Here is a 23,439-nt window from a genome sequence, read left to right on the forward strand (position 1 = left end):
GTGCCTGAGCACCGTGATCCGCCTGGTCCGGAAGGATTCGCATGTCTGAGAACCATGACGCAATCGTCGTAGACGCCAAGACGGAGGGCGGAGGTGGCTGCCCGGTCGCCCACGGGCGTGCTCCGCACCCGACGCAGGGCGGCGGCAACCGCCAGTGGTGGCCGGAGCGGCTCAACCTGAAGATCCTCGCCAAGAACCCCGCCGTGGCCAACCCCCTCGGCGGCGACTTCGACTATGCGGCGGCGTTCCAGAGTCTGGACCTCCCCGCGGTGAAGCGCGACCTCGCCGAGGTCCTGACGACCTCGCAGGACTGGTGGCCCGCGGACTTCGGCCACTACGGCCCGTTCATCATCCGCATGGCGTGGCACAGCGCCGGCACGTACCGCATCAGCGACGGCCGGGGCGGCGCCGGCGCCGGCCAGCAGCGCTTCGCGCCGCTCAACAGCTGGCCGGACAACGGCAACCTCGACAAGGCCCGCCGTCTGCTGTGGCCGGTCAAGAAGAAGTACGGCCAGAACCTCTCGTGGGCCGACCTCATGATCCTCGCCGGCAACGTCGCCCTGGAGACGATGGGCTTCGAGACCTTCGGCTTCGCCGGCGGCCGCGCCGACGTCTGGGAGGCCGACGAGGACGTCTACTGGGGTCCCGAGACCACCTGGCTCGGCGACCAGCGCTACACCGGTGACCGGGAGCTGGAGAACCCTCTCGGCGCCGTGCAGATGGGCCTCATCTACGTCAACCCCGAGGGCCCCAACGGCACCCCGGACCCGATCGCCGCGGCCCGCGACATCCGCGAGACGTTCCGCCGGATGGCGATGAACGACGAGGAGACCGTCGCCCTGATCGCGGGCGGTCACACCTTCGGCAAGACCCACGGCGCCGGCCCGGCGGACAGCGTCGGCGCCGACCCGGAGGCCGCGGCGCTGGAGGAGCAGGGCCTCGGCTGGAAGAACACCTTCGGCACCGGCAAGGGCGGCGACGCCATCACCAGCGGTCTCGAGGGTATCTGGACCAACACCCCGATCACCTGGGACAACACCTTCTTCGAGATCCTCTTCGGCTACGAGTGGGAGCTGTTCCAGAGCCCCGCCGGCGCCAACCAGTGGCGGCCGAAGGACGGGGCGGGCGTGGGCACCGTCCCGGACGCGCACGACGCGTCGAAGTCGCACGCGCCCACGATGCTGACGACCGACCTGTCGCTGCGCGTGGACCCGGCCTACGAGCAGATCTCGCGGCGCTTCCTGGAGAACCCCGCCGAGTTCGCGGACGCCTTCGCGCGTGCCTGGTACAAGCTGACGCACCGTGACATGGGCCCGGTCGTCCGCTACCTCGGCTCCGAGGTCCCGGACGAGGTCCTGCTCTGGCAGGACCCGCTGCCCGCCGTGACGCACCCGCTCGTCGGGGCCGGCGACGTCGCCGCCCTCAAGGGCCTGATCCGCGACTCGGGTCTGACGGTCTCGCAGCTCGTGTCCACCGCGTGGGCGTCGGCCTCGTCCTTCCGCGGCAGCGACAAGCGTGGCGGCGCCAACGGCGCGCGCATCCGCCTTCAGCCGCAGAGCGGCTGGGAGGTCAACGAGCCGGACGAGCTCGCGACGGTGCTGCGCACCCTGGAGGGTGTCCAGCGGTCCTTCAACTCGGGCCGGACCGACGGCAAGGAGCTCTCGTTCGCCGACCTGGTCGTCCTCGCCGGCGGCGTGGGTGTCGAGCAGGCCGCCAAGGAGGCGGGCTTCGAGGTCGAGGTCCCCTTCACGCCGGGCCGAGCGGACGCCACGCAGGAGCAGACCGACACGGAGTCCTTCGCCGCGCTGGAGCCCGTCGCCGACGGGTTCCGCAACTACCTCGGCAAGGGCAACCGGCTGCCGGCCGAGTACCTGCTGATCGACCGGGCGAACCTGCTGACCCTGAGCGCCCCCGAGCTGACCGTCCTCGTCGGCGGTCTGCGCGTCCTGGGCGCCAACTACAAGCAGTCGTCCCTCGGTGTCCTCACCACGACCCCCGGGTCGCTGACCAACGACTTCTTCGTCAACCTGCTCGACATGGGCACGGTGTGGAAGGCGACGTCGGAGGACGCGAACACCTTCGAGGGCCGCGACACCGCCACGGGCGAGGTCAAGTGGACCGGCACTCGTGCCGACCTGGTCTTCGGCTCGAACTCCGAGCTGCGCGCGCTCGCGGAGGTCTACGCGAGCGACGACGCGAAGGAGAAGTTCGTGGGCGACTTCGTCGCGGCGTGGTCCAAGGTCATGGACCTCGACCGGTTCGACCTCGTCTGAGCGTCCTGCCGTGTGATGCCCCGGCGTCCGGGCCGGCCCCATCGGGGTGGCCCGGACGCCGGGGGCGTCCAGGGAGTTCGTCCGCTCCGGGATCGCCGGGGATAGGCTGACGCTCATGGGACCGCTCCTGCCGTACCTGGTCCTCGCGGCCTGCCTGGCCGCGATCATGGGCCTCTTCGCGTGGCTGGCGACGGTGATCCGCCGCCGGGGGGTGGCCGGTTCGGCCGTCCGGGCGGCCATGGCCTCCTACGAGGAGGCCTTCCAGGTGACGGCCCATGACGCGCACTACGAGATCCTGGCGCAGGCGGAGCGCACGATGCCCGTGATGGCGCCCGACGATCCGTGGCGCTCTGCCCGCGACGGAGGGGTTTCTCGCCGCGTTCCGTCGAAGAGGCGCCCGCGCCGGCGGTCCGGTGGCTGGTGGCGAGTCCTCGGTCGCTGATGCCTCGCTGATGCCTCGCGGATCCGCCTGATATGACGGGGCGTCAGCGGCGCCGCAGCGACGGGTCGAGCAGGGCGGGCGGCGTGTCGAACTTCTCGTGTGCGGCGAGGTCGACGCCGGGCGGGACGATCGCGTCGATCGCATCGAGCACGTCGGCGGAGAGCGTGGTGTCCGCGGCGGCGAGCTGCGTGTGCGCGTGGTCCAGCGTGCGGGGGCCGATGATCGCGCTGGTCACGGCGGGGTGCGCGGTCACGAATCCGAGCGCGAGCTGGATCATGGTCAGACCGGCCTCCTCTGCGACCCCGGCGAGTCGCTCCACCGCGTCGAGCCGGGCCCGGTTGGACGGGACGGAGAGATCGAAACGCTGCGGCAGGAGCGCCGAGCGGCTGGTGGTGATCTCCCGGCCCTCGCGGACCGCACCCGACAGCCATCCGGAGGCCAGCGGGCTCCACACCAGCACGCCGAGGCCGTACTCCTCGGTCACGGGCAGGACGTGCGCCTCGATGCCGCGCTGCAGGATCGAGTAGCTGGGCTGCTCGGTGACGTAGCGGCTCACATGGTGCTCCCGGGCGGCCCATTGTGCCTGCACGAGACGGTGGGCCGGGAACGTGGAGGAGCCGAAGTAGCGGATTTTTCCCGCGCGTTGCAGGTCGGTCAGGGCCGACAGGGTCTCCTCGTCGCTGGTGGCCGGGTCCCACCGGTGGATCTGGTAGAGATCGACGTGATCGACACCGAGGCGGCGCAGGCTGTTGTCCAGCTCGGTGACCAGCCAGCGGCGTGAACTGCCCCGGTGGTTGCGCTCGTCGCCCATCGGCATGGTCGCCTTCGTCGCCAGCACGATGTCGTCACGTCGGCCGGCGATGGCCTTGCCGACCATCTCCTCCGACTGGCCGTCGCTGTACCTGTCGGCGGTGTCGATGACATTGATCCCGCCCTCGAGGGCGGCGTCGACGATCGCTGTGGCCTCCTCCTGGGTGGTGCGCCCGATCGCGCCGAAGTTCATCGCGCCGAGCGCGAGGGAGCTGACCTGCACACCGGTGCGGCCCAAGGTGCGGTACTGCATGACCGTGTCTCCTTTGGAACAGCTTGGCCGTGGCCCCCTGCTCTGACATCATAAGCAAGCGGAACCTTGTTCCGTTAACGATACGGAACGATGTTCCGCTTAGCAAGCCCGGTTCGGCGGCGGAAGGACAGTGCGGTGGACGGCAGCGACGAGAACGCGGGGGGCGCGGCCCGGCCCAGGCGGGCGGACGCCCGGCGCAACAAGGACACCCTGCTCGAAGCGGCCGCCGCGCTCTTCGTCACGGCGGGCGTCGAAGCGCCGGTACGCGACATCGCGGCCAGGGCCGGGGTGGGGACGGGCACGATCTACCGCCACTTCCCCACGCGGGCGGACCTCATCATCGCCGTCTACCGGCACCAGGTCGAGGCGTGTGCCGAGGCCGGTCCTGCCCTGCTGGCGGGTGGCGCGAGTCCGTACTCCGCGCTGGCGGAGTGGATCGATCTCTTTGTCGACTTCCTGGTGACCAAGCACGGACTGGCCGCGGTGCTCCAGTCCGACAACGCCGACTTCGAGGCCCTGCACGCCTACTTCCTCGACCGGCTCCTTCCCGTGTGCACCCGCCTGCTCGACGCCGCGGCCGGCGCCGGCGAGATCCGCACCGGCATCGACGCCTACCAGCTCATGCGCGGCGTCGGGAACCTCTGCATCGGTGCGGAGAGCGATCCCCGCTACGACCCGCGGCAGCTGGTCGGACTCCTCGTCGCGGGACTGCGTTCGCCCCGGTGCTGATTCCGGCGGCCTCGCCGTGTCGAGAACCGGCGGTCGGCTCCGTCCCAGCGGTGAAGGTGACCACAATGGGTCGCACCAGCATCGAGGAGAACCACCATGGCCAAGTACTTGCTGCTCAAGCACTACCGAGGCGCTCCGGCCGCGGTCAACGACGTGCCCATGACCGAATGGACGCCGGAGGAGATCTCGGCGCACGTGCAGTACATGAACGACTTCGCGGCCAGGCTCGAGAAGAGCGGTGAGTTCGTCGACGGCCAGGCGCTCGCCCCCGAGGGGACCTGGGTGCGGTACGACGGTGAGGGTCGCCCGCCCGTCACGGACGGCCCGTTCGCCGAGACCAAGGACCTCATCGCCGGATGGATGGTGATCGACGTCGACAGCCACGAGCGCGCCGTCGAACTGGCCGGGGAACTGTCGGCCGCCCCGGGAGCGGGCGGCAAGCCGATCCACGAATGGCTGGAGCTGCGCCCGTTCCTGACCGCGGCCCACACCATCACGGAGTGACCTCTCCGATGGACGAGGCCCTGCTCCGGAGCCTCACGCCGAGCGTGCTCGGGATCCTCGTCCGCCGCGGAGCGGACTTCGCGGCGGCCGAGGACGCCGTGCAGGACGCGCTGATCGAGGCGGTGCGCGTCTGGCCGGCCGACTCTCCGCGCGATCCGAAGGGGTGGCTGGTCACCGTCGCCTGGCGCCGGTTTCTCGACGCGACCCGGGCGGACGCCGCCCGACGCCGGCGCGAGGACCTCGTGGACGACGAGCCGACGCCCGGGCCCGCGCCCGCGGTGGACGACACGCTCCGGCTCTACTTCCTGTGCGCCCACCCGTCGTTGTCGCCCTCCTCCGCGGTCGCGCTCACGCTGCGCGCCGTCGGCGGGCTGACCACACGGCAGATCGCCCGGGCCTACCTGGTGCCCGAGGCGACCATGGCGCAGCGGATCAGCCGCGCCAAGCGCACGGTCTCCGGTGTGCGCTTCGACCGGCCCGGCGACGTCGCCACCGTGCTGCGCGTCCTCTACCTGGTCTTCAACGAGGGCTACTCCGGCGACGTCGACCTCGCCGCCGAGGCGATCCGTCTCACCCGCCTGCTGGCCGCCACGATCGACCACCCCGAAGTGGCGGGGCTGCTCGCGCTCATGCTGCTGCACCACGCCCGGCGCGCCGGCCGGACCGCGCCGGACGGCAGCCTGGTGCCGCTCGCCCAGCAGGACCGCGGCCGGTGGGACACCGCGTCGATCGCCGAGGGCATCACGATCCTGCAGGCGGCGCTCGTCCGCGACCGGCTGGGCGAGTTCCAGGCGCAGGCCGCCATCGCGGCGCTCCACGCCGACGCGCGAACCGCCGAGGAGACCGACTGGGTGCAGATCGTCGAGTGGTACGACGAGCTCGCCCGTCTGACCGACAGCCCCGTCGTCCGGCTCAACCGCGCGGTTGCCGTCGGCGAGGCCGATGGACCGCGCGCGGGGCTGGCGGCGCTCGCGGCGCTGGACGACTCCTCCCCGGGCACATCGGGCAGGGACGAACGCATTCCCCGCCGTACCGCGGTGGCGGCGTATCTCCACGAACGGGACGGTGACATCGAGACGGCGGCACGGCTGTACGCCGAGGCGGCCCGGACGGCACCCGACCTCGCCGAGCGCGATCACCTCACGCGCCAGGCCGCCCGGCTCAACACCCGCCGGCGTCGCTGACCGACCGTGACCGCGGCCGCGCCCTCCGGGGCCGGCCGGTGTGGTCGCCTCCTACGGGCGCAGCGGGTCGGGACACGCGTCGGTCTGCTGCGTCCTCGTCCATCCGTTCCCGAGCACCTGGACGCTTTTGATCGCGGGCTTGCTCAGACCCTGACCGGAGGGATCCGAGGAATCCCCGTTCCCCTTCGTGGGCGAGTCGGGCGGTGCGGTCGCATCGGCCACCGTGCACGCCACCTGAAGCATGGCCGCGTGGCTGAAGAGGGGGAGATTCTTCGGCAGCCGAATGGAGACGGTGTTGTCACTGCCGAAGGTCACCTCCGGTGCCGTGGTCAGCCGGGGCAGCTCCGTGGTGGCCACCGCGGCCTCGTTCTTGGCCGGTCCGTCGAAGAGCTGAGTCAGGACGGCGGTGAGGCCCCCGGGGAAGCCGACCTTGCGGAGGTAGGCCGTCGGAGCGCCGTCGACCAGGAAGTACACGTCGGCCGGCGCCGGAGGATCCGGGCTGGGGGAGAAGATGCCGCTCGCCGGTTCGCCGGCCTGGATGACGTCGGACGGGGGGACTCCGCACGCCGCCAGTGTGAGCGCAGCCGTGAGCCCGAGGAGCAGCGCCGACACACGGAAGCGCTTCACCGGGCACCCGCGGCGGCGTCGTCGGAGGTCGAGGACTCGCGGTGCAGGGGGAGTTCGACCGTGAACGCCGCCCCGCCCCAGGGCAGGTTCGCCGCACTGATACGTCCGCCGTGCAGGTACACGTTCTCCGCCGTGATGGCCAGGCCGAGCCCGCTGCTCTCGCTCCTGGTCCGCGAGGTACTGGCCTTGTAGAAACGCTCGAAGATGTGCGGCATCGCCTCCTCGGCGATCCCGGGTCCGCTGTCGGTCACCTCGATGACGGCCCACGTCACGTCGTTCGGCTCCTCCCGCACACTCATGGTCAGCCGCACAGGCGGCGCCCCGTGCCGCAACGCGTTGCCGACCAGATTGGCCATGACGACGTCGAGCCGGCGCGGATCCACGCGCGTCCTGAGCACGCCGGGTTCCGGCAGGTGGGTCTCCACCTGGTCCTGCCACCCCCGGGAGGCGAGGGTGCGCCGTACGGACTCGGCCAGGTCGACCTCGTCCAGGTTGAGCCGGATCGCGCCCGCGTCGAAGCGGGAGATCTCCATCAGGTCCTCCACCAGCGTGCTCAGCCGGATGGTTCCCTCGCTGATGAGCCGCAGCGCGTCGCCGGTCTCCCGGTCGTAGCGCAGCGCGTTCTCGTCCAGCACGTCGGTGAGCGCCGCCATCGCTGTCAGCGGTGTCCGCAGTTCGTGGGAGACGTCCGCGGCGAAGCGGCGCGCCTGGGCCTCCAGACGGCGCAACTCCGCGACCGAGCGCTCCAGCGCGGCCGCCGTGTCGTTGAAGGACCGCGAGAGGTCCGCCAGTTCGTCGGATCCGTTGACGGCCAGCCGGACGTCGAGATGGCCCTCGGCCATCCGCCGCGTCGCCCGGCGCAATGCGCGCACGGGACGGAGTACGCCGCTCGCGGCCAGCAGCGCCAGGACGACCGCGAGGCACAGGGCCACCAGTGTGGCGCGCTCGATGCCGCTGACCATCGCCTGGACGTAGGCCTCTTCGGTGCTCTGCGGTACCACCAGGTACATCACCAGCCCCGAGAGCTCGCCGGTGGTGTAGGTGACCGGCATGCCGACCACGAGCCAGGGCTCCCCGTCGACGTTCACCCGCTGGAACACCGCGGCGCGCGTGGTGTTGACGGACCGCAGCAGTTCGGGGCTCAGCCTGCCGAAGTCCGGACTCGTCGACCAGGCGCGGAGGCTGCCGTAGGTGGCCAGCACCGACCACTTCTGCTGCGCGTTGTCATGGGCCACATTGTTCACGGCCGTCTGCAGGCTCCCCTGGTCCGGCGCCGGCGGGGTGTACTGCGCCACGTTGTCGACGCTTTTCCGGAACTGCTGGATCACGGAGTCCTGGCTCTGCTGGAGCACCCCCGTGCGCGCCTCCCGGAAGGCGAGGGCCCCGGTGCTCAGGGCGCTGGCCACGGCCACCAGGGCGAACGCCACCACCAGGCGGGCGCGCAGACCCCGCAGCGGAAGGGGTGTCCTCGCCAGGACGGAGCGCAGGAACCGCACCGGCGGCGGGCCCTGCCCGGCTCCGGTCGCGCCGGTCCGGCGTTTCCGTGCGGCTCTGCGTGGCCCTACGGATCTCCTGCCGCTCACGGGGAGACGAACCGGTAGCCGAAGCCGCGTACGGTCTGGATGTACTGGGGATCCCCGCCCAGCTCACCGAGCTTGTTGCGCAGTCGCTTCACACAGGCGTCCACGAGGCGTATGTCGCCGTGGTAGCTGTGCTCCCAGACCGCTTCCAGCAGTTGCTGGCGGCTGAAGACCTGGCCGGGCGAGGCCGACAGCGTCAGCAGCAGCCGGAGTTCGGAGGGGGCGAGCGCGACGGGTGCACCGTGGTGTGTCACCACGAGCCCGGCCCGGTCGATGACCAGCGCGCCGTGCGACTCCGCCCTGGGCCGGACGCCGTCGGATACCGACGCGTCCTGCCTGCGCAGTACGGCCCGTATTCGCGCGTCGAGCACCCGGGCCTGCACGGGCTTGACCACGTAGTCGTCCGCGCCTGCCTCCAGCCCCACGACCACGTCGATGTCGTCACCCTTGGCGGTCACCATGATGATCGGCACCTGGTCGCGGTCCCTGATCCGCCGGCAGACGTCGAGGCCGGACATGCCGGGAAGCATGAGGTCGAGCACGACCACGTCGGGACGGAAGGGGCGGAGCTGTTCCAGCCCCTCTTCACCCGACCCGGCGGCAATGACGTTGTGGCCCTGATGCCGCAGCGCCAATTCGACGGCATTGCGGACATCCGGGTCGTCTTCGACAATAAGGACTCTCGACACCTCGACAGTGTACGCAGACGGTATTTGGCGACCGCCCCGGAAAGAGCCCCTCCCGGGGCCTGTTACAGAAGGGTCATAAGGAGAGCTGTTCGTTATCTTCTTGTGACTTTCCGAACCTATGGCGATCATCTGAAATGACCAGTTTGAGCTGCCATGTATTCGGTACGAGAGCGGGAATCCGCACCGCCCACCGATGGTGCGGCCGCCCACCGCAGTCGTCGGCAGAGCGAATCCCGGCGCGGTGGGCGCCACGGGACCTCCCACCACCGGGGCCGTCCGCGCAGCCGCGGCGGGCGCTATCTGATCATGGTGCTGGCGGCCGCCGGCCTGCTCGGCTCCGCGACGTTCTTCCTGGACGGCGGACGAAGCGACGCGTCGAGCAGTGCGCCGCCCCCGCGGGGCGTGGCGCACATCACCCACTCGCCCACGCCCTCCGCGACACCGACCCCCACGCCCACCCCGACACCGACGCCCACCGAGATCGACGTCCCCGCGACGGGCAGCGGTACGTTCACCACCGCGCGTGCCGGCGGGGCCAAGGTCGGTCGCGGTGCGCATCTGATCCGCTACGCGGTGCAGGTCGAGACGGGGCTCGACGTCTCACCGGACCAGGCGGCGCACGAGATCGCCGACATACTCGCCGGCCCCCGCGGCTGGACGCACAGTGGGAACAACTCGTTCCGGCTGGCGGGTGCGGGGGAGCCGTCCGACCTCGTGATCAAGATCGCGACACCGGGGACCGCGGACGCCCTGTGCTGGGAGGGGATCCACCAGAGCACCCATGGTGAGTACAACTGCGAGATCCCCGGCGGAGTGGTGGTGAACCTCAAGCGCTGGGTCGAGGGCTCGCCCACGTTCACCGGACCGATCCATGAGTACCGGGCGCTGATCATCAACCACGAGATGGGGCACTCCCTGGGCCTCACGCACATGACCTGCGGCGGTCCCGGCCAACTGGCCCCCGTCATGATGCAGCAGATCAAGGGACTGCACGGATGCGTCGCCAACGCCTGGCCCTACGACAAGAACGGCCAGTACGTCTCCGGGCCGCACGTGCCGTGAACCGGCGGCGACCGGCCCGTCCGCCGGGGCCGGACCGGCGTTACCGCTTGGTCATCGTCCGGGCCGCCGCCCATCACCTGGGGACGCCACTCTTCAACTCCGCGAGTGGCGGGGGAGCTGGTGGCCCTGGGCGACGGCGTGCCGAAGAACGAGGCGGGGGACGGCCAGGGCCAGGCGGGAGCTCCGGGCGGCGGGGGCAAAGACGCCTCGGCTCCCGTAGCGGTGCAGATCTCCATCCCGCCCCCGAGCGCGAGCAGCAACTCGCCGCGGCGGTGATCCTGCCGCCCACGACGGCCGAGGACCAGCTGGGTCTAAGCGTGGTGGCCCGGGTCCTGATCAACACCGTGCTCGGCGCGGCGAAGCAGGTCGCGCACCAGGCAGCGATCGCGCCGGCCCCGGATCCGAGGACGCCCTCACCGTCACGGCGCCGCCCGACCCGGCCAAGGCACGCAAGGGGGTAGAGGGCGACGTCAACGGCCTGTTCCTGGTCCTCGGACCGGTCTCACTGGTGGTCGGGGCCATCGGAATCGCCAACGTGACACCGGTGACGGTGATGGAGCGGACCGGCGAGATCAAACTGCGCCGCGCCCTCGGTGCCGCGCGGCGGCAGATCGCCGGCCAGTTCCTGGTGGAGTCGACGACCATCGGCCTCCTCGGCGGCGTGATCGGCTCCGTCCTGGGCATGGTCGTCGTGGTGGCCGTCTCCGCCGTCAGGGACTGGACCCCGGTGCTGGACGTCCGCCTCGCTTGCGGAGCCCCCGTCGTCGGAGCCGTCGTCGGACTCCTGGCCGGCCTCTACCCGTCACTGCGGGCGTCCCGCATGGAGCCCGTCGACGCCCTGCGCTCCTGAGACGGGCGAAAGCTCCGGGGGGACGGGCCGGCCTTGCGCGCCGTGCCTCTCGGTACGCCCTGGGCCTCGGCGGGCGTCGCGCGCGGTGGGTATGCGTGCGACGCCCGCAGGGGCTCAGTAGCCGGCGGTCAGGGCGCCGTCGATGGCGAGAGCCGCGCCGGTGATGAACGGGCTCTCGTCGCTGAGCAGGAACGCGGCGAACGCGGCGACCTCCGACTCGTCGGCGGCGCGCCCGGTCGGCTGCTGGGCGAGGAGGGCGTTCGCGGCTTCCGGGTTGCTCGCGATGAAGCCCTGCCACAGCGGGGTGTTCACCAGGCCCGTCACCAGGGCGTTGACCCGTACGCCTTCCTTGGCGGCGTCGAGCGCCGCGGAACGGGTGAGGCCCACGACACCGTGCTTGGCGGCCGCGTAGGCGGCGGCCGCCGGGTCCCCGACCACACCGACGACGGAGGCGTTGTTGACGACGGAGCCGCCGCCGCTGGCCACGATCGCCGGAATCTCGTACTTGAGGCTGTAGAAGACGCTGGTCAGGTTGAGGGCGATGACACGGTTCCAGAAGGACGCGTCGATGTCCCGGAGCGCTCCCTGGCTGTTGCCGCCGCCCGCGTTGTTGAAGGCTCCGTGCAGGCCGCCGAATTCCGTGACGGCGACGTCGACCAGGTGGGCGACCTCCTCCTCGACCGTCACATCGGCCGGGACGAACAGGGCCTTCCCGCCCTCACGGGCGATCTCCGCCGCGGTCGCCGCGCCGCGCGCCTTGTCGCGGGCGCCGATGAGCACGGTCGCCCCCTCGGAGGCGGCGCGCCTCGCGAACGCGGCGCCCATGCCGGAGGTGCCTCCGGTGACGATGATGACCTTGGACTGCAGGCGGTCGGACATGCTTTTCCTTTCGTTGCCCGGCATGGCGGAAGCCGCGGTCCGCCGGGATGTGCGGGTGTGGGTGGATGTGGCGCGGGACCGCGCCGGGTGCTGCGTGACGGCCGTCAGTGGACCGGGGCCGGTGTGTCCAGGGCTTCCGCTGTCGCGGGGGAGGAACTGTGGTCCGGGCGAGGGGCGTTCACCGCGAAGAAGGCGAACAGCGCGGCCAGGGCCAGGAATCCGGCCGCCCACCAGAAGCCCACGCTGAATCCGTGGACGAGTGCGGTGTCGGTCGCCGCCTTGCCGTGTCCGAGGTGGGAGGCGAGGTAGGCGGCGGTGGAACTGGCGGCGACGGTGTTCAGCAGCGCGGTGCCGACCGAGCCGCCGACCTGCTGGGAGGTGCCGACCATGGCGGAGGCGACGCCCGCGTCCTGGGGGGCAACTCCGTGGGTGCCCAGGCTCATGGCGGGCATGAAGGCGGTGCCTATGCCGAGGCCGGTGATGATCTCGGCGACGGCGAGAAGGCCGTAGGAGCTGTCCTTGTGCAGGAGGGCGAGCAGGAGCACGCCGACTCCGCTGACGAGGTAGCCGCCGGCCATGAGCACGCCGGGGCGCATCCTGGCGGACAGCCGGGTGCCCAGGACCATGGATCCGGTGCCCTGGGCGATCCCCAGCGGCACGAACGCGAATCCGGCCGCGATCGGGGAGTAGCCCTTGACCAGCTGCAGGTAGTAGCTGAGGAAGAGGAACATGCTGAACATGCTCATCACACCGAAGGCCACCGAGACGTAGGCGCCGGCCCGGTTGCGTTCGGTCAGCACGTGCAGGGGGAGCAGCGGCGAGGTGATCCTGCCCTGGGTGACCAGGAAGGCCAGCAGCAGCACCACGCTCCCTATGAGCATCGCTACGGTGAGGCCGGAGCCCCAACCGCGACTCTCGGCCTCGGAGAAGCCGAAGACCAGGGCCACCAGTCCCAGGGTGGCCAGGATGGCGCCCGGCACGTCGATGCGGCTGCGCTTTTCCCCGCCGGGGATGTCGTGCACCACGGTGAGCGCGCCGATGATGCCGATGACGGCGAACGGGATGTTGACGAACATCGACCAGCGCCAGTTCAGGTACTCGGTGAGCACACCGCCCAGGACCAGGCCGAGGACGCCGCCCGCGGTGGCGATGGCGCCGTAGATACCGAACGCCTTGGCCCGCTCCTTGGCGTCGGTGAAGGTCAGCGAGATCAGAGCGAGCGCGGCAGGGGCGAGCAGCGCGCCGAAGACGCCCTGGCCGGCCCGGGCGACCAGCAGAACGCCCAGGCCGCCCGCGGCTCCGCCCAGCGCGGAGGCCAGGGCGAAGCCGATCAGCCCGATGGTGAACGCGCGCTTGCGGCCGAGCAGGTCTCCCAGGCGGCCGCCCAGGATGAGCAGACCGCCGAAGGCCAGGCCGTACGCGGTGATGACCCACTGGCGGCCCCCGTCGGAGAAGTGCAGTGCCTGCTGGGCGGAGGGCAGCGCGATGTTCATGACCGCGCTGTCCAGGAACACCATCAGCTGGGCGATCGAGATGAACAGCAGCGCCGCCCAGCGGCGCGGATTCGGATGACTGGTTGCAGACATGGAAAAGGCGTTCTCTCGTGCAGTAGGAGACGTCGACCTGGAGAAGGGCTTCGGGAGGCGACATCGTCGGAAGACGCGGCTTCGGCGCTTGGGCGGGCCCGGCACAAGCGGACCGCGTGGTCATGTTGACGTTAACACGCAAGCGGACCGGGCGGTCATGTTAACTGCGCCACCGAACCGGACCAGATGGTCATGTTCGGCTGCGCGTGCGGGAGCCCGGTCGGTCGCGGCCTTTCCGCGAAACTGACCCGTGGGTCCGGTTGGGCTACACTCGCCCGGTGTGAGGGAGGCGCCATGACGGAGCCGGCAGCGGTCAGGCCGATGCGCAGCGATGCCGTGCGGACACGGAAACTGCTGGTGGATGCGGCGTCCAAGGCGTTCGCCGAGCGGGGCGCCGAGGTGTCCGTCTCCGAGATCGCCCACCTGGCCGGGATCGGCAAGGGGACCGTGTTCCGGCACTTCCCCACGAAGGGCGACCTTCTCGCCGCGATCGTCTGCGAGAAGATGTACGCCCTCGCCGCGACCGGTGAGCGGCTGACGCAGGCCGAGGACCCGGCTCGCGGACTGTGCGAGTTCATGAGCGCCGCCATCGAGCTTCAGGTCGAGGACCGTGCCTTCTGCCAGGTCGTCGACGGTGTGGCCCGCGATCACGCCGAAGTCCGCACGAGCCAGGAGAGGGTGAGCGCCGTCACCGACGCGCTGACGGACCGTGCCCGCCGGGACGGGGCCATCCGTCAGGACATCACCGGGCAGGACGTCATGCTGATGATGAGCGGGATCCCTCAGACCACGTCACGCCTGCACGCGACCCAGCCGCACCTGTGGCGCCGGTATCTGCGCCTGGTCTTCGACGGCATGCGAGCCGCCGGCTTCTCACCGCTCCCGGGTCCCCCGCCCGGCACGGGGAGCACGGACACCCCCGCACCCGCCGGCCTCTGAGCACGGGCGCCGGGCGGTTCGCCCGGGAAGCCCGGGAAGAGGCGCCGCCCGGCCATGTCGCATGTGCGAGCATTTGCTCGTATCGTGGGAGGGGAGAGTTCGGAGGGGACGATGAGCACGACACCGACGGGTGACGGGACCCCGTGCAACAGCCTGGCCCTGCGCAAGGCGGCGCGATACCTCGGTGCGACGTATGACAAGGCCCTGGCGCCGGCCGGTCTGCGGGGCACGCAGTTCAGCATCCTGCAGAAGCTCAGCGTGCTCGGAGAGACAACGATCACCGGCCTCGCCGAGGTGATCGCGATGGACCGCACGACGATGGCCTCGAACCTCAAGCCGCTGGCCCGGGAGGGCCTGGTGACCGTCGAGCCCTCGCCGGCCGACCGCCGGGCGCGGATCGTCACACTCACGCCCGACGGGCTGTCCCGCATGAGGGCGGCGCTGCCGTTGTGGAAAGCGGTACAGACCCGCTTCGAGGACAGCTTCGGCGACGCCGAGGCGGCCGAGCTGCGCACATCGCTCGAAGCCGTCCTCCACACCGGTTTCACCCCCTGGGCCGAGTAGGGACAAGGGTTGCGGCATCTCCGCGCCGAGCGCGGCTCGCGCGGACCGCGCTGAGGGCGGTCGATCATCCGTTGCCGTGGCGCATGCCCGCCGGTCCCCGACCGGGAGCCCGCATCCGCCGCGACGTTCCCACCGGTCCCGCAGGCCGGGTGTCGGTGGGTGCCGGAGCCGGTGCCGGCCGGAGTTCGGGGGACCGCTCACCGGCCGCCGGTGGGACGTTCTCGTCCACCGTGACGGCCGGGGCCGCGTGGGTGCCGCGTTCGGGCAGGGGGGCCATCGGTGTGCGGTCGTTCTGGAGGCTGAGGAGTTCCGGGCGGGCGTAGTGGCGAGCCCGCGGCCGTACGCCGACAGCCGTCCAGCCTGCTTCAAGATGCTGGAAGCAGGCCGGATGTCGTCCGTGTGCGACGTGTCGGTGCGGCCGGGGCCGAAGCCGCTCAGCCCAGGTAGAAGTCCTTGCGGGCGGCCACGAATGACTCGATCGACTGGGGAGCGACGCCGGTCACGCGCTCGACACCGTCGGACGTGCGGTCGTAGCGGTTCTCCTGGTGCAGTCGTCCCATGACGGCGATGTGACGCTCGATGTGCGGCGGCAGGCCCACCTTGGCCAGCACTTCGGTCTGCCACTGCTCCAGCGGAACGTCCACGTAGGACACCTCGCGGCCCAGCGCACGCGAGAACTCCGCGGCCATCTCGTTCATGTCGACCGAGCGCGGCCCGGTCAGTTCGTAGACCTGCCCGATGTGGGGGGTCGGATCGCGCAGCACGGTCGCCACGACCCGGGCGACGTCGTCCACGGCCACCGGCGAGGTGCGCCCGGCGCCGAACGGCAGCGCGATCGTGCCGTTCTCCTGGATCGTCCGCGCCGCGAGCGCGGTGAAGAGCGGGTTGTCCAGGAACGACGTCGGCCGGATGTGGACCACCGGCAGGCCGGACCAGTTCAGCACCTGCTCCGCCAGCCAGTGCAGCCGCTGCTGGTGGGACTCGTCGGTGCTGGTGGCCGTCATCTGCGACACCGTCATCTGTGACAGATCGACAAGGGCGTCCAGCTCCCCGTGCTCCCGCGCGACCGAGGCCACCACGGTGGCCGCCAGGAGGTGATCGGGCGACACCCGCATCGCGAAGTACATCCGCGACACACCCTCCAGCGCGGCCGCCACCGTCTCGGGCCGGGTCAGATCGCCGATGACGACCTCCGCCCCGAGCTCCCGCAACCCGGCCGCACGTTCGTCCTCGCGACGGACCATGACACGCACCGGTATGTCCTGGGCACGCACATACTCGAAGACCGCGCGGCCCACGCCGCCGGCGCCGGAGATGAGAACACGATTGCTGGCAGTCATCAGTTGATTCCCTAGTGATTGATGGTGCGAGTGCGGCGCCGTTGGCTCAGGCCTCGTCGGCGAGGAAGTGCTCGGCGAGGGGGGTGCCGGCGAACTTCTCGTGCATCAAGCGGGAGAAGCGCAGCAGCGCACTGCGCGGCCGGTGGAGAACCGCGAGGTCCTGGGCCTGTCCGGCGGCGTTGCGGACCACCGTGACGACGACCTTCAGCGGCTCGCCCTGCACCGCGGTGTCGTAGATCTCGAGGAAGCCGTCGTCGCCGAAATCGCCGGTGAAGCCGAAGTCCTGGAACTCGTACAGCTCGCGGGCCCTGACCACGATGGCGCGGACGGCCTCCGCGCCACGCGCGGTGCCGTTCATCGCCGCGCCTTCGAGGGTGGCGTCGGCGGCCAGGTTGTCGAGCCACCACGGGTAGTAGCTCAGTCCCTGGGCGGAGGCCTTTTCGCTTTCCGGGTTCGGCATGCCGGGTCTCCTTCGAAGATCCGGCGGTGACCGGATGATCAGTGGGTGTGTTTCCGATGTGTCGGCCACGAGCGCGGCCTCGGCGGACAGATGTGAGCATATGCTCCTATTCTGGAAGGGGCAAACAAGCCGCACGGCCGACGACGCAGCAGGGGGTGGGGAGCCCCCGGCGACACCCCGCGGTGATGGCGGCATGGCAACTGTCTCCACCGCCTTGCGGCTGACCACCGCAGCGGCCCGCAAGCGGCTGCGCCCTCTCGGTGTCCGGCAGCAAGGCCGGTCCCGAATCTGGATCGACGAGCACGGATGGCCAGGCCTGGTCGAGTTCCCTTCCCCGAGCGGGAGCCTGGGCGGCGTACTGACCGGGGGCGTGATGTGGCTGTGGCAGGGCACCTTGATCACGCGCTGGTCGGAGGGCAGCATGCTGTCCGGATCACGGCGGACTCCGAATCGCCGGGCGGCGGGGCGGGTCGGAGCATCCAGGAGGAGCGCGAAATATGCTGTCTTTCCGTCGCGGCACGGTGTGGCGCTGGATCGCCGTGGTGACTGCCGCGGGAGCTGTGGCAAGTGGCTTCTCGGTTCACGAGATGCACAAGCACCGCGAGTTCGCCGCGATCGACGCGAGGCTCGAGCAGTTGCAGGCGGACCGGATCACTGCTGCGTTGGACGCGACGGTGGGCCCCCACGCGTCGCGCCACCGCTACCGAACCTGCGCGGGCGAGGAGACGCCGTCCGTGGAGATTCACTACAAGGTGGCCGTCACCGAGTCCGTTCGCACCGAAGTGGCACGGACCGCGCGGTTCGCAGGATGGAACGCCAGGTCGTGGGACGATGCGGGCGAGGGCTATTTCGCCCTGAATATCGACAAGCAGTTCAAGGGTTGGCGCAGCAGCCAGTCGTTCATGAGTCTCCACACCGGCGACCTCATGGTGAGCCTGGAGACCTCTGACCATTCCGGATGCCTGTAGCCGGGCGGCCGCGGCCAACTCGGTCGGGGGCGGGGTTGCTGCGAGGTGACGGTGGTTCCCCCTGTCTGAACCTTGACCGATCCCACGCAACTTCGACCGCTCGCGGCCGGCCTGCTGACGGGGGTCCGGGCCGAGACCGGCCGACCCGACGGGTTCCGGTTCCCGCCCTGTCGAAACGGATCCGGTCGCCGCAGGCCAGATCCTTTGAGGCGGGACGGGACAGCCGCGGCTAGGACTCGTTCCTTCCTGAGCCCGACCAGACTGCGAGTTCGCCTCCGGGCAGCGATACGAGGCGCCATCCTGTCGGGCCGGTGACCTGCCACGCTTCGAAGGACGGATCGGACGAGCAGGTCAGGTGGTGGCCGGTGTCGAAAACGAGCCGCAGCATCCCGGACTTGAACGCGACCGCTGACATGACACGTGCTCCGAAGAGAGCCGACCCTGCTGCGACGTCCTGCGATTCCGGAGTCAGGAACACGGGCGTAGTGGCGTGGCCTGTCCCGTGCGAGAGGCTGACGGGTGTCTCCAAGGCGACTTCCCAGCCCGAGTCGAGGACCAGCACGAGCCGGAAATCCACGCTGATCTTGCTGACGCTCATGCCGACCACTGCACCTTGGCTGATTCGACAGTCGTGAGTTCGGGATTTCCGGAACCAGGCGGCATGGCTGGAACGATGTTCTGATCGAGGCGTTTGACGGCGAAGCCAGTCGTCAGCGCCCTCTTTGCCAGTGGACCTAGCCATGCGAGGCAGAAGCGCTTGGGGGGTGGGGTGGGAAGAGTGGCGGCTTTGCGGGGTGGGTCGCCGGTCCGCCTATGCTCAGGCCCATGGCACTGGAATGGGAACAGATCATCGTCGCCTCCGCCGACCCCGTCGCTCTCGGGCGCTGGTGGGCCGAGGCTCTCGGCTGGGTTGTGGTCGACGAATCCGAGGAGATCATCGAGATCCGGCCTGAGCCGGACCGGATGCCGGGCCTGCTCTTCGTGCCTGTCCCCGAGGGCAAGACGTCGAAGAACAGGCTCCACCCCGACTTCCGCCCCGACGACCAGGAGACCGAGGTCGCCCGGCTGCTCTCCCTCGGCGCCCGGCGCGTCGACGCCGTGCAGGACGGGCAGCATTGGGTGACCCTCCTCGACCCGGAGGGCAACGAGTTCTGCGTCCTGAGTGAGCGCAAGAGCTGAGCGGGGACCGGGCAGTTGTCCGGGCCTCGACGTCCGCCTCGTTGACACGCAAGTTGGTCGGCCCAGGTCAGGTCACCCCTGACCGACTGTCTCCGCTGTCAAAGGACAGATCGGGCGCCTGAGACGACGTCGATGGAGTGACGCCGTGCCGTATCCGCCGACGCCGCTGGTCAATTCCCATGTCAGCAGCTTGCTTCGACTGGCAGGATCGGCGCCATGTCGACGGATGCGTTAGTGGTCCGAGCCCGTGAGCTCTGGGAAGACCTGGCCCAGGTGCCGGTGTCGTTCGCCCCGCCGGGCGGTGTGAACGTCGTGGTCTCCCCCCGGTCCGGGCTGTGCCCGGTGGGCTGGGTCGGGGTGGTAGCTCTGGGCGGATCAGCGATCGTGACCGCGCCGAGTGACAGTGCCGCCGTGATCGTTCGTGGCGCACTCGGGAGACTGCCGGTTGAGGCCGTCGTGGATGGCGCGTTGGTCCGGGAAGCCCTTCCGGTGGCTCGGGTGCTCGGGCCGGCGGCGCTGTCATATGTGTCCCCAGCCAGTTTCCGGCCAGTGGAAGCTGGCGCCTTGACGGTGGAGCAACTGCCGACCGATCACCCGGACCTGCGGATCCTGGAGCAGGTGGCTGGTCATGAGGACGCTGATGAGGCTGCCCTGGACGAGATAACGTCGCCCGCCTTCGTGGTTCGCGAGCATAACCAGGTGGTTGCTGCTGCGGGATATCTGACCTGGCCGAGGCGGACGGCCCATATCAGCGTACTGACGGCGCCAGAAGTGCGAGGGCGAGGACTGGCACGAGTGACGGGCTCAGCTGCGGTCGCTCATGCCCTTGCCGACGGCCTGCTGCCGCAGTGGCGCGCGCGCCCTCCCGCCTCCCGGCGGGTTGCGGCCGCATTGGGCTTCGAGGAACTGGGCTCCCAACTCAGCATCGAGATCGCTTAAGAGGGGCGGTGCGGTGGGCCGGTGCAGCCAGAACGGCTGCGCGCCGATCCCCACCACGTTCGGATCGAAGTCCATCAGCAGCAGTCGGTCCCGCTCCAGCCACGACTCGAAGCCGAAGTGCCGCCCGGTCGTCGCCGCCCAGTACCAGCCCGGGAAGTGACGCTCACCGCGCGACCAGCGAAACGTACGTACAGGATCGACATCACATCCTCGGACCTCCCCGTCACACAGTCCCGCAGCGGACGCCGACGGCGTCCGTGCACCGCGTCCACGTGCGACAACTCGACGCCCGGCCCCGCCTCCGCCTGCTTCACCCCAGCCGGTACAGCCATCCAGGACCCCCAGCGCGTTCAACCGCGCGACTGGGTTCGTTGAGACAGAAGCGCGAACGACTCGGTTCGTTGAGAGACGACTCGATTGAGTGGGACGGGACAATGGGTGACTGTCTTGTCTCAACGAAGTGAGTCGTCCGTGTGCTGCTGACCTGGATGGACTGGGTTGGATGAGACGCGTGGACTCAGTTCGTCGAGACGGACCGCAAGTCCTGAGCCTGCCCCATCTCGTGGCGCGGCTAGAAGAGCACGCCCGGACGCGGCTTGCCGTCCGCGGGGTGGGCGAGGTAAGAGTCGGCGGTGCCGTCCTCGGTCGTGATGTCGACGGCTGTCCCCTTCACGGCGGTCATGCTGAGAAGCCTCCTGAGGAATCAGCGGCGGGAGGCTGGTGCCCTCGGCGCTGCATGTACGTCTCATGCTGCCACGCAAGATCCACACCTCCGTGACCGGCCTCGCGGCCTCACTCGAACCGCGAGGTGTCTCCCGCGCCCCGCCGTACGATCTCTGCCACGCCGCCGGAGAAGTCGACCACCGTCGTCGGCTCGGTGCCGCAGTCCCCGGAGTCGACCACGGCGTCCACCACGTGATCGAGCCGATCCTTGATCTCCCAGCCCTGGGTCATCGGCTCCTCCTCGTCCGGCAGCAGCAGTGTGCTGGACAGCAGCGGCTCGCCCATTTCGGCCAGCAGCGCCTGGGTGACCACATGGTCCGGGATGCGCACACCCACGGTCTTCTTCTTCGGGTGCAGCAGCTTGCGCGGCACCTCACGGGTGGCCGGGAGGATGAAGGTGTAGCTGCCGGGCGTGGACGCCTTCACGGCCCGGAACACGTCGTTGTCCACCTGCACGAACTGGCCCAGCTGCGCGAAGTCCCGGCACATCAGCGTGAAGTGGTGCCGGTCGTCGAGGTGGCGGATCGAACGGATCCGGTCCATGCCGTCCCTGCTGCCCAGCCGGCAGCCCAGCGCGTAACAGGAGTCGGTGGGGTATGCGATGAGCGCTCCCGACCGCACCGCGTCGGCGACCTGGGCGATGCTGCGCGGCTGGGGGTTCTCGGGGTGCACGTCGAAGTACTTCGCCATCTGCCGAGCTTATGCCGTACCCGGGTGCCGCACTCGCCGGGCCGCGCCCCGTCGTCGCAACGGGTGCGGCGTGCGGCGCTCGCGGGCGCCGGAGCCTCGCCGGAAGACGCTCGGGAAATGCCGTGCGTACTTCGTGGTTCACCGGGCATCCGCACCCGCGCTGTGCCTGGTCGCCGCTTGCCGGGCGGCGGCGGGGACGAGGTCCGCGTCACTTGCCACGCCGGCCCTCCAGGCCGCGTGACCGAACCTGGAACCTGAGAGGTGTGGCAGGTCAGGTCAACCTGTCACCCAAACCTGCATCAGACCCATGGAGTGGGACGGGACAATGGGTGACTTTCCACGGGCCTTGTCAGGCGACAGGTTCCGATATATCGTTGAAGCATCGCGATCGTTCGACGATGGAAGGAAGCATCATCATGCGTTCCCATGGACATGGACACTTTGGGCCCGGCCATCACGGGCGCGGCGGCCAGGAGGACGAGGGGCGGCGGGCCGCGTTCGGCCCGTTCGGGCCGCCGTTCGGGGGGCCGGGGCCCTGGGGTCCCGGGCCGTGGCACGGAGGGCGGGGCGGACGGGGCGGGCCTCGCGGGAGGGCGCGGCGCGGGGATGTCCGTGCGTCGATCCTCGCCCTGCTCGCCGACCGGCCGATGCACGGCTACGAGATGATCAGGGAGATCGCCGAGCGCAGTGGCGGTGCGTGGAAGCCGAGCCCCGGCTCGGTCTACCCGACGCTGCAGTTGCTGGAGGACGAGGGCCTGATCAGCAGTGAGTCGGAGGGCGGCAAGAAGCTCTTCACGCTCACCGAAGCGGGCCGTGCCGAGGCCGCGGAGGGGCCGGACGCCCCCTGGGAGGAAGCCGGGCGCGGCATCGACTGGGATGCGATGAACGAGATCCGCAAGGCGGGCGGCGGCCTGGTCGACGCCTTCCGGCAGGTCTGGGCGACCGGTACGCCCGAGCAGCGGGACAAGGCGCTGGCCGTGGTCAACGAGGCCCGGAAGAAGCTCTATCTGATCCTCGCCGACGAGGACTGAGGGCAGACGGACGCACCGCGGAGGCGGCCCGGGACGCGATGTCCCGGGCCGCCTTCGTCCTTCGTCCGGTCAGAAGCCGTCGACGTCCACGACGGCCTGCGCGAAAGCCTCCGGCGCCTCCTGCGGCACGTTGTGGCCGATCCCCTTCAAGGTGCGGTGGGCGTACGGGCCGGCGAACTTGCCCCGGTAGGACGCGCCGTCGCCGGCCGGGGTGAAGGGGTCCGTCTCCCCGTCGAGGGTGATCGTGGGCACCGTGATGACGGGACCCGCGGCGAGCCGCCGCTCGATGAGTTCGTACCGGCTCTCGCCCCTCGCCAGGCCCAGGCGCCAGCGGTAGTTGTGGATCACGATGGCCACGTAGTCCGGGTTCTCGAAGGACGTTGCGGTGCGCGCGAATGTGGCGTCGTCGAACGCCCACGCCGGGGAGTTGAACTGCCAGATCTGCCGCGCCAGGTCGTGCCGGTTCTCCTCGAGGCCGAGCCGGCCGCGCTCGGTGGCGAAGTAGTACTGGTACCACCAGGCCCATTCCGCCTTCGGCGGGAGCGGGGTCTTGTTGGCCTCGCGGTTGGTGATCAGGTAGCCGGTGACGGAGACCAGTGCCTTGCAGCGGTCGGGCCGGAGGGCCGCAATGATGTCCGCGGTGCGCGACCCCCAGTCGTAGCCGGCGAGGACGGCCTTCTCGATCCTCAGCGCGTCCATGAGGGCGATGATGTCCTGGGCGATGGCGGCCTGTTCGGCGTTGCGGAACGTGCGCCCGGAGAGGAAGCGGGTCGTGCCGTGGCCGCGCAGGTGCGGGACGATCACCCGGTAGCCCTCCGCCGCGAGCAGGGGTGCGACGTCGACGTAGCTGTGGATGTCGTACGGCCAGCCGTGCAGGAGGACCACCGCGGGGCCGTCGGCCGGACCGGCCTCGGCGTATCCGATGTTCAGGACGCCCGCGCGGATCTGCTTCAGCGGGCCGAAGGACGTGCGGCTGCCCGGCCCGGTACGGGTCGCGGCTTCCGGCTGTCCGGGCGTCGCGGCGGAGGCCGCCGCTGTGGGGAGTCCGGGCACGCCGGTCAGTGAGACCGCTGCCGCTCCCGTCCCGAGGACCTTGCCGAAAGTGCGCCTGTCGATCATGTGGAACCTTCCTTCGCGT

The 23,439-nt window shown here is 70.3% G+C and carries 25 protein-coding genes; 14 read left to right on the top strand and 11 right to left on the bottom strand.

Annotation, left to right across the window (positions count from 1 at the left end):
* The first annotated feature begins 41 nt into the window (after positions 1-41).
* Positions 42-2,273, top strand: a complete 2,232-nt coding sequence (gene katG, locus RV983_RS30750; protein ID WP_475988960.1) for a catalase/peroxidase HPI — start codon at positions 42-44, stop codon at positions 2,271-2,273.
* Positions 2,274-2,388: 115 nt separating this feature from the next.
* Positions 2,389-2,715 (top strand): hypothetical protein, encoded by a 327-nt coding sequence (locus RV983_RS30755; protein WP_475988961.1) that lies wholly within the window; start codon positions 2,389-2,391, stop codon positions 2,713-2,715.
* 43 nt (positions 2,716-2,758) lie between these two features.
* Here RV983_RS30755 and RV983_RS30760 read toward each other — a convergent pair whose 3' ends face one another.
* On the bottom strand, positions 2,759-3,778 hold the full coding sequence (locus RV983_RS30760) for an aldo/keto reductase (protein ID WP_475988962.1): 1,020 nt from the start codon (positions 3,776-3,778) through the stop codon (positions 2,759-2,761).
* Positions 3,779-3,913: 135 nt separating this feature from the next.
* On the opposite strand from RV983_RS30760, the gene RV983_RS30765 reads away from it, so the two are divergent.
* From RV983_RS30765 to RV983_RS30775, 3 genes are all read left to right on the top strand, one after another.
* A complete protein-coding gene (locus RV983_RS30765) occupies positions 3,914-4,507 on the top strand; it encodes a TetR/AcrR family transcriptional regulator (RefSeq protein ID WP_475988963.1) in 594 nt (197 codons plus the stop codon).
* 96 nt (positions 4,508-4,603) lie between these two features.
* Complete coding sequence (locus tag RV983_RS30770; protein ID WP_475988964.1) at positions 4,604-5,011, top strand: YciI family protein; 408 nt, start codon at positions 4,604-4,606, stop codon at positions 5,009-5,011.
* 8 nt (positions 5,012-5,019) lie between these two features.
* Positions 5,020-6,195 (top strand): RNA polymerase sigma factor, encoded by a 1,176-nt coding sequence (locus RV983_RS30775; protein WP_475990512.1) that lies wholly within the window; start codon positions 5,020-5,022, stop codon positions 6,193-6,195.
* Between the two features lie 51 nt (positions 6,196-6,246).
* Here RV983_RS30775 and RV983_RS30780 read toward each other — a convergent pair whose 3' ends face one another.
* The 3 genes from RV983_RS30780 to RV983_RS30790 form a co-directional block, all read right to left on the bottom strand.
* Complete coding sequence (locus RV983_RS30780) at positions 6,247-6,822, bottom strand: hypothetical protein (RefSeq protein ID WP_475988965.1); 576 nt, start codon at positions 6,820-6,822, stop codon at positions 6,247-6,249.
* Entirely contained in the window at positions 6,819-8,318 is a 1,500-nt protein-coding gene (locus RV983_RS30785; protein WP_475988966.1) for a sensor histidine kinase, read from the bottom strand. Before RV983_RS30785 ends, RV983_RS30780 begins: the two co-directional genes overlap by 4 nt.
* A gap of 83 nt (positions 8,319-8,401) precedes the next feature.
* A complete protein-coding gene (locus RV983_RS30790) occupies positions 8,402-9,091 on the bottom strand; it encodes a response regulator (protein WP_475988967.1) in 690 nt (229 codons plus the stop codon).
* Positions 9,092-9,397: 306 nt separating this feature from the next.
* Here RV983_RS30790 and RV983_RS30795 point away from each other — a divergent pair, with 306 nt between their 5' ends.
* From RV983_RS30795 to RV983_RS30805, 3 genes are all read left to right on the top strand, one after another.
* Positions 9,398-10,153 carry a DUF3152 domain-containing protein gene (locus RV983_RS30795; RefSeq protein ID WP_475988968.1) on the top strand — a complete coding sequence of 252 codons (756 nt, stop codon included), beginning with the start codon at positions 9,398-9,400 and terminating at the stop codon, positions 10,151-10,153.
* Positions 10,154-10,258: 105 nt separating this feature from the next.
* Positions 10,259-10,429, top strand: coding sequence for a hypothetical protein (locus tag RV983_RS30800; protein ID WP_475988969.1), 171 nt, complete (start codon positions 10,259-10,261; stop codon positions 10,427-10,429).
* 259 nt (positions 10,430-10,688) lie between these two features.
* Positions 10,689-11,003, top strand: a complete 315-nt coding sequence (locus RV983_RS30805) for an ABC transporter permease (RefSeq protein ID WP_475988970.1) — start codon at positions 10,689-10,691, stop codon at positions 11,001-11,003.
* A 114-nt stretch (positions 11,004-11,117) separates the two neighbouring features.
* Here RV983_RS30805 and RV983_RS30810 read toward each other — a convergent pair whose 3' ends face one another.
* Positions 11,118-11,882, bottom strand: coding sequence for an SDR family NAD(P)-dependent oxidoreductase (locus RV983_RS30810; RefSeq protein WP_475988971.1), 765 nt, complete (start codon positions 11,880-11,882; stop codon positions 11,118-11,120).
* Between the two features lie 104 nt (positions 11,883-11,986).
* On the bottom strand, positions 11,987-13,468 hold the full coding sequence (locus RV983_RS30815; protein ID WP_475988972.1) for an MFS transporter: 1,482 nt from the start codon (positions 13,466-13,468) through the stop codon (positions 11,987-11,989).
* Between the two features lie 294 nt (positions 13,469-13,762).
* Here RV983_RS30815 and RV983_RS30820 point away from each other — a divergent pair, with 294 nt between their 5' ends.
* Together RV983_RS30820 and RV983_RS30825 are read left to right on the top strand one after the other, a co-directional pair.
* Complete coding sequence (locus RV983_RS30820; RefSeq protein ID WP_475988973.1) at positions 13,763-14,407, top strand: TetR/AcrR family transcriptional regulator; 645 nt, start codon at positions 13,763-13,765, stop codon at positions 14,405-14,407.
* Between the two features lie 111 nt (positions 14,408-14,518).
* Complete coding sequence (locus RV983_RS30825; RefSeq protein WP_475988974.1) at positions 14,519-14,971, top strand: MarR family winged helix-turn-helix transcriptional regulator; 453 nt, start codon at positions 14,519-14,521, stop codon at positions 14,969-14,971.
* A gap of 434 nt (positions 14,972-15,405) precedes the next feature.
* On the opposite strand, the gene RV983_RS30830 is transcribed toward RV983_RS30825, so the two are convergent.
* Both RV983_RS30830 and RV983_RS30835 read right to left on the bottom strand, forming a co-directional pair.
* Positions 15,406-16,311 (bottom strand): NmrA family NAD(P)-binding protein, encoded by a 906-nt coding sequence (locus tag RV983_RS30830; protein ID WP_475988975.1) that lies wholly within the window; start codon positions 16,309-16,311, stop codon positions 15,406-15,408.
* 46 nt (positions 16,312-16,357) lie between these two features.
* Positions 16,358-16,771: a hypothetical protein gene (locus RV983_RS30835; RefSeq protein ID WP_475988976.1), complete on the bottom strand. Its 414-nt coding sequence runs from the start codon at positions 16,769-16,771 to the stop codon at positions 16,358-16,360.
* A gap of 497 nt (positions 16,772-17,268) precedes the next feature.
* Between RV983_RS30835 and RV983_RS30840 the strand changes: the two genes are divergently transcribed.
* The gene (locus tag RV983_RS30840; protein WP_475988977.1) at positions 17,269-17,739 is read left to right on the top strand and encodes a hypothetical protein; all 471 of its coding nucleotides are present in this window, start codon (positions 17,269-17,271) and stop codon (positions 17,737-17,739) included.
* A 229-nt stretch (positions 17,740-17,968) separates the two neighbouring features.
* Here RV983_RS30840 and RV983_RS30845 read toward each other — a convergent pair whose 3' ends face one another.
* Positions 17,969-18,337 carry a DUF6188 family protein gene (locus tag RV983_RS30845; RefSeq protein ID WP_475988978.1) on the bottom strand — a complete coding sequence of 123 codons (369 nt, stop codon included), beginning with the start codon at positions 18,335-18,337 and terminating at the stop codon, positions 17,969-17,971.
* A 227-nt stretch (positions 18,338-18,564) separates the two neighbouring features.
* Between RV983_RS30845 and RV983_RS30850 the strand changes: the two genes are divergently transcribed.
* Positions 18,565-18,918, top strand: coding sequence for a VOC family protein (locus tag RV983_RS30850; protein WP_475988979.1), 354 nt, complete (start codon positions 18,565-18,567; stop codon positions 18,916-18,918).
* Positions 18,919-19,134: 216 nt separating this feature from the next.
* Positions 19,135-19,857, top strand: a complete 723-nt coding sequence (locus tag RV983_RS30855; protein ID WP_475988980.1) for a GNAT family N-acetyltransferase — start codon at positions 19,135-19,137, stop codon at positions 19,855-19,857.
* Positions 19,858-20,649: 792 nt separating this feature from the next.
* On the opposite strand, the gene RV983_RS30860 is transcribed toward RV983_RS30855, so the two are convergent.
* Positions 20,650-21,270, bottom strand: coding sequence for an L-threonylcarbamoyladenylate synthase (locus RV983_RS30860; protein WP_475988981.1), 621 nt, complete (start codon positions 21,268-21,270; stop codon positions 20,650-20,652).
* Between the two features lie 416 nt (positions 21,271-21,686).
* Between RV983_RS30860 and RV983_RS30865 the strand changes: the two genes are divergently transcribed.
* A complete protein-coding gene (locus RV983_RS30865; RefSeq protein ID WP_475990513.1) occupies positions 21,687-22,301 on the top strand; it encodes a PadR family transcriptional regulator in 615 nt (204 codons plus the stop codon).
* A 69-nt stretch (positions 22,302-22,370) separates the two neighbouring features.
* On the opposite strand, the gene RV983_RS30870 is transcribed toward RV983_RS30865, so the two are convergent.
* Complete coding sequence (locus RV983_RS30870; RefSeq protein WP_475988982.1) at positions 22,371-23,420, bottom strand: alpha/beta fold hydrolase; 1,050 nt, start codon at positions 23,418-23,420, stop codon at positions 22,371-22,373.
* Positions 23,421-23,439: the final 19 nt, after the last annotated feature.

The sequence above is a fragment of the Streptomyces sp. RLA123 genome (assembly GCF_056270165.1).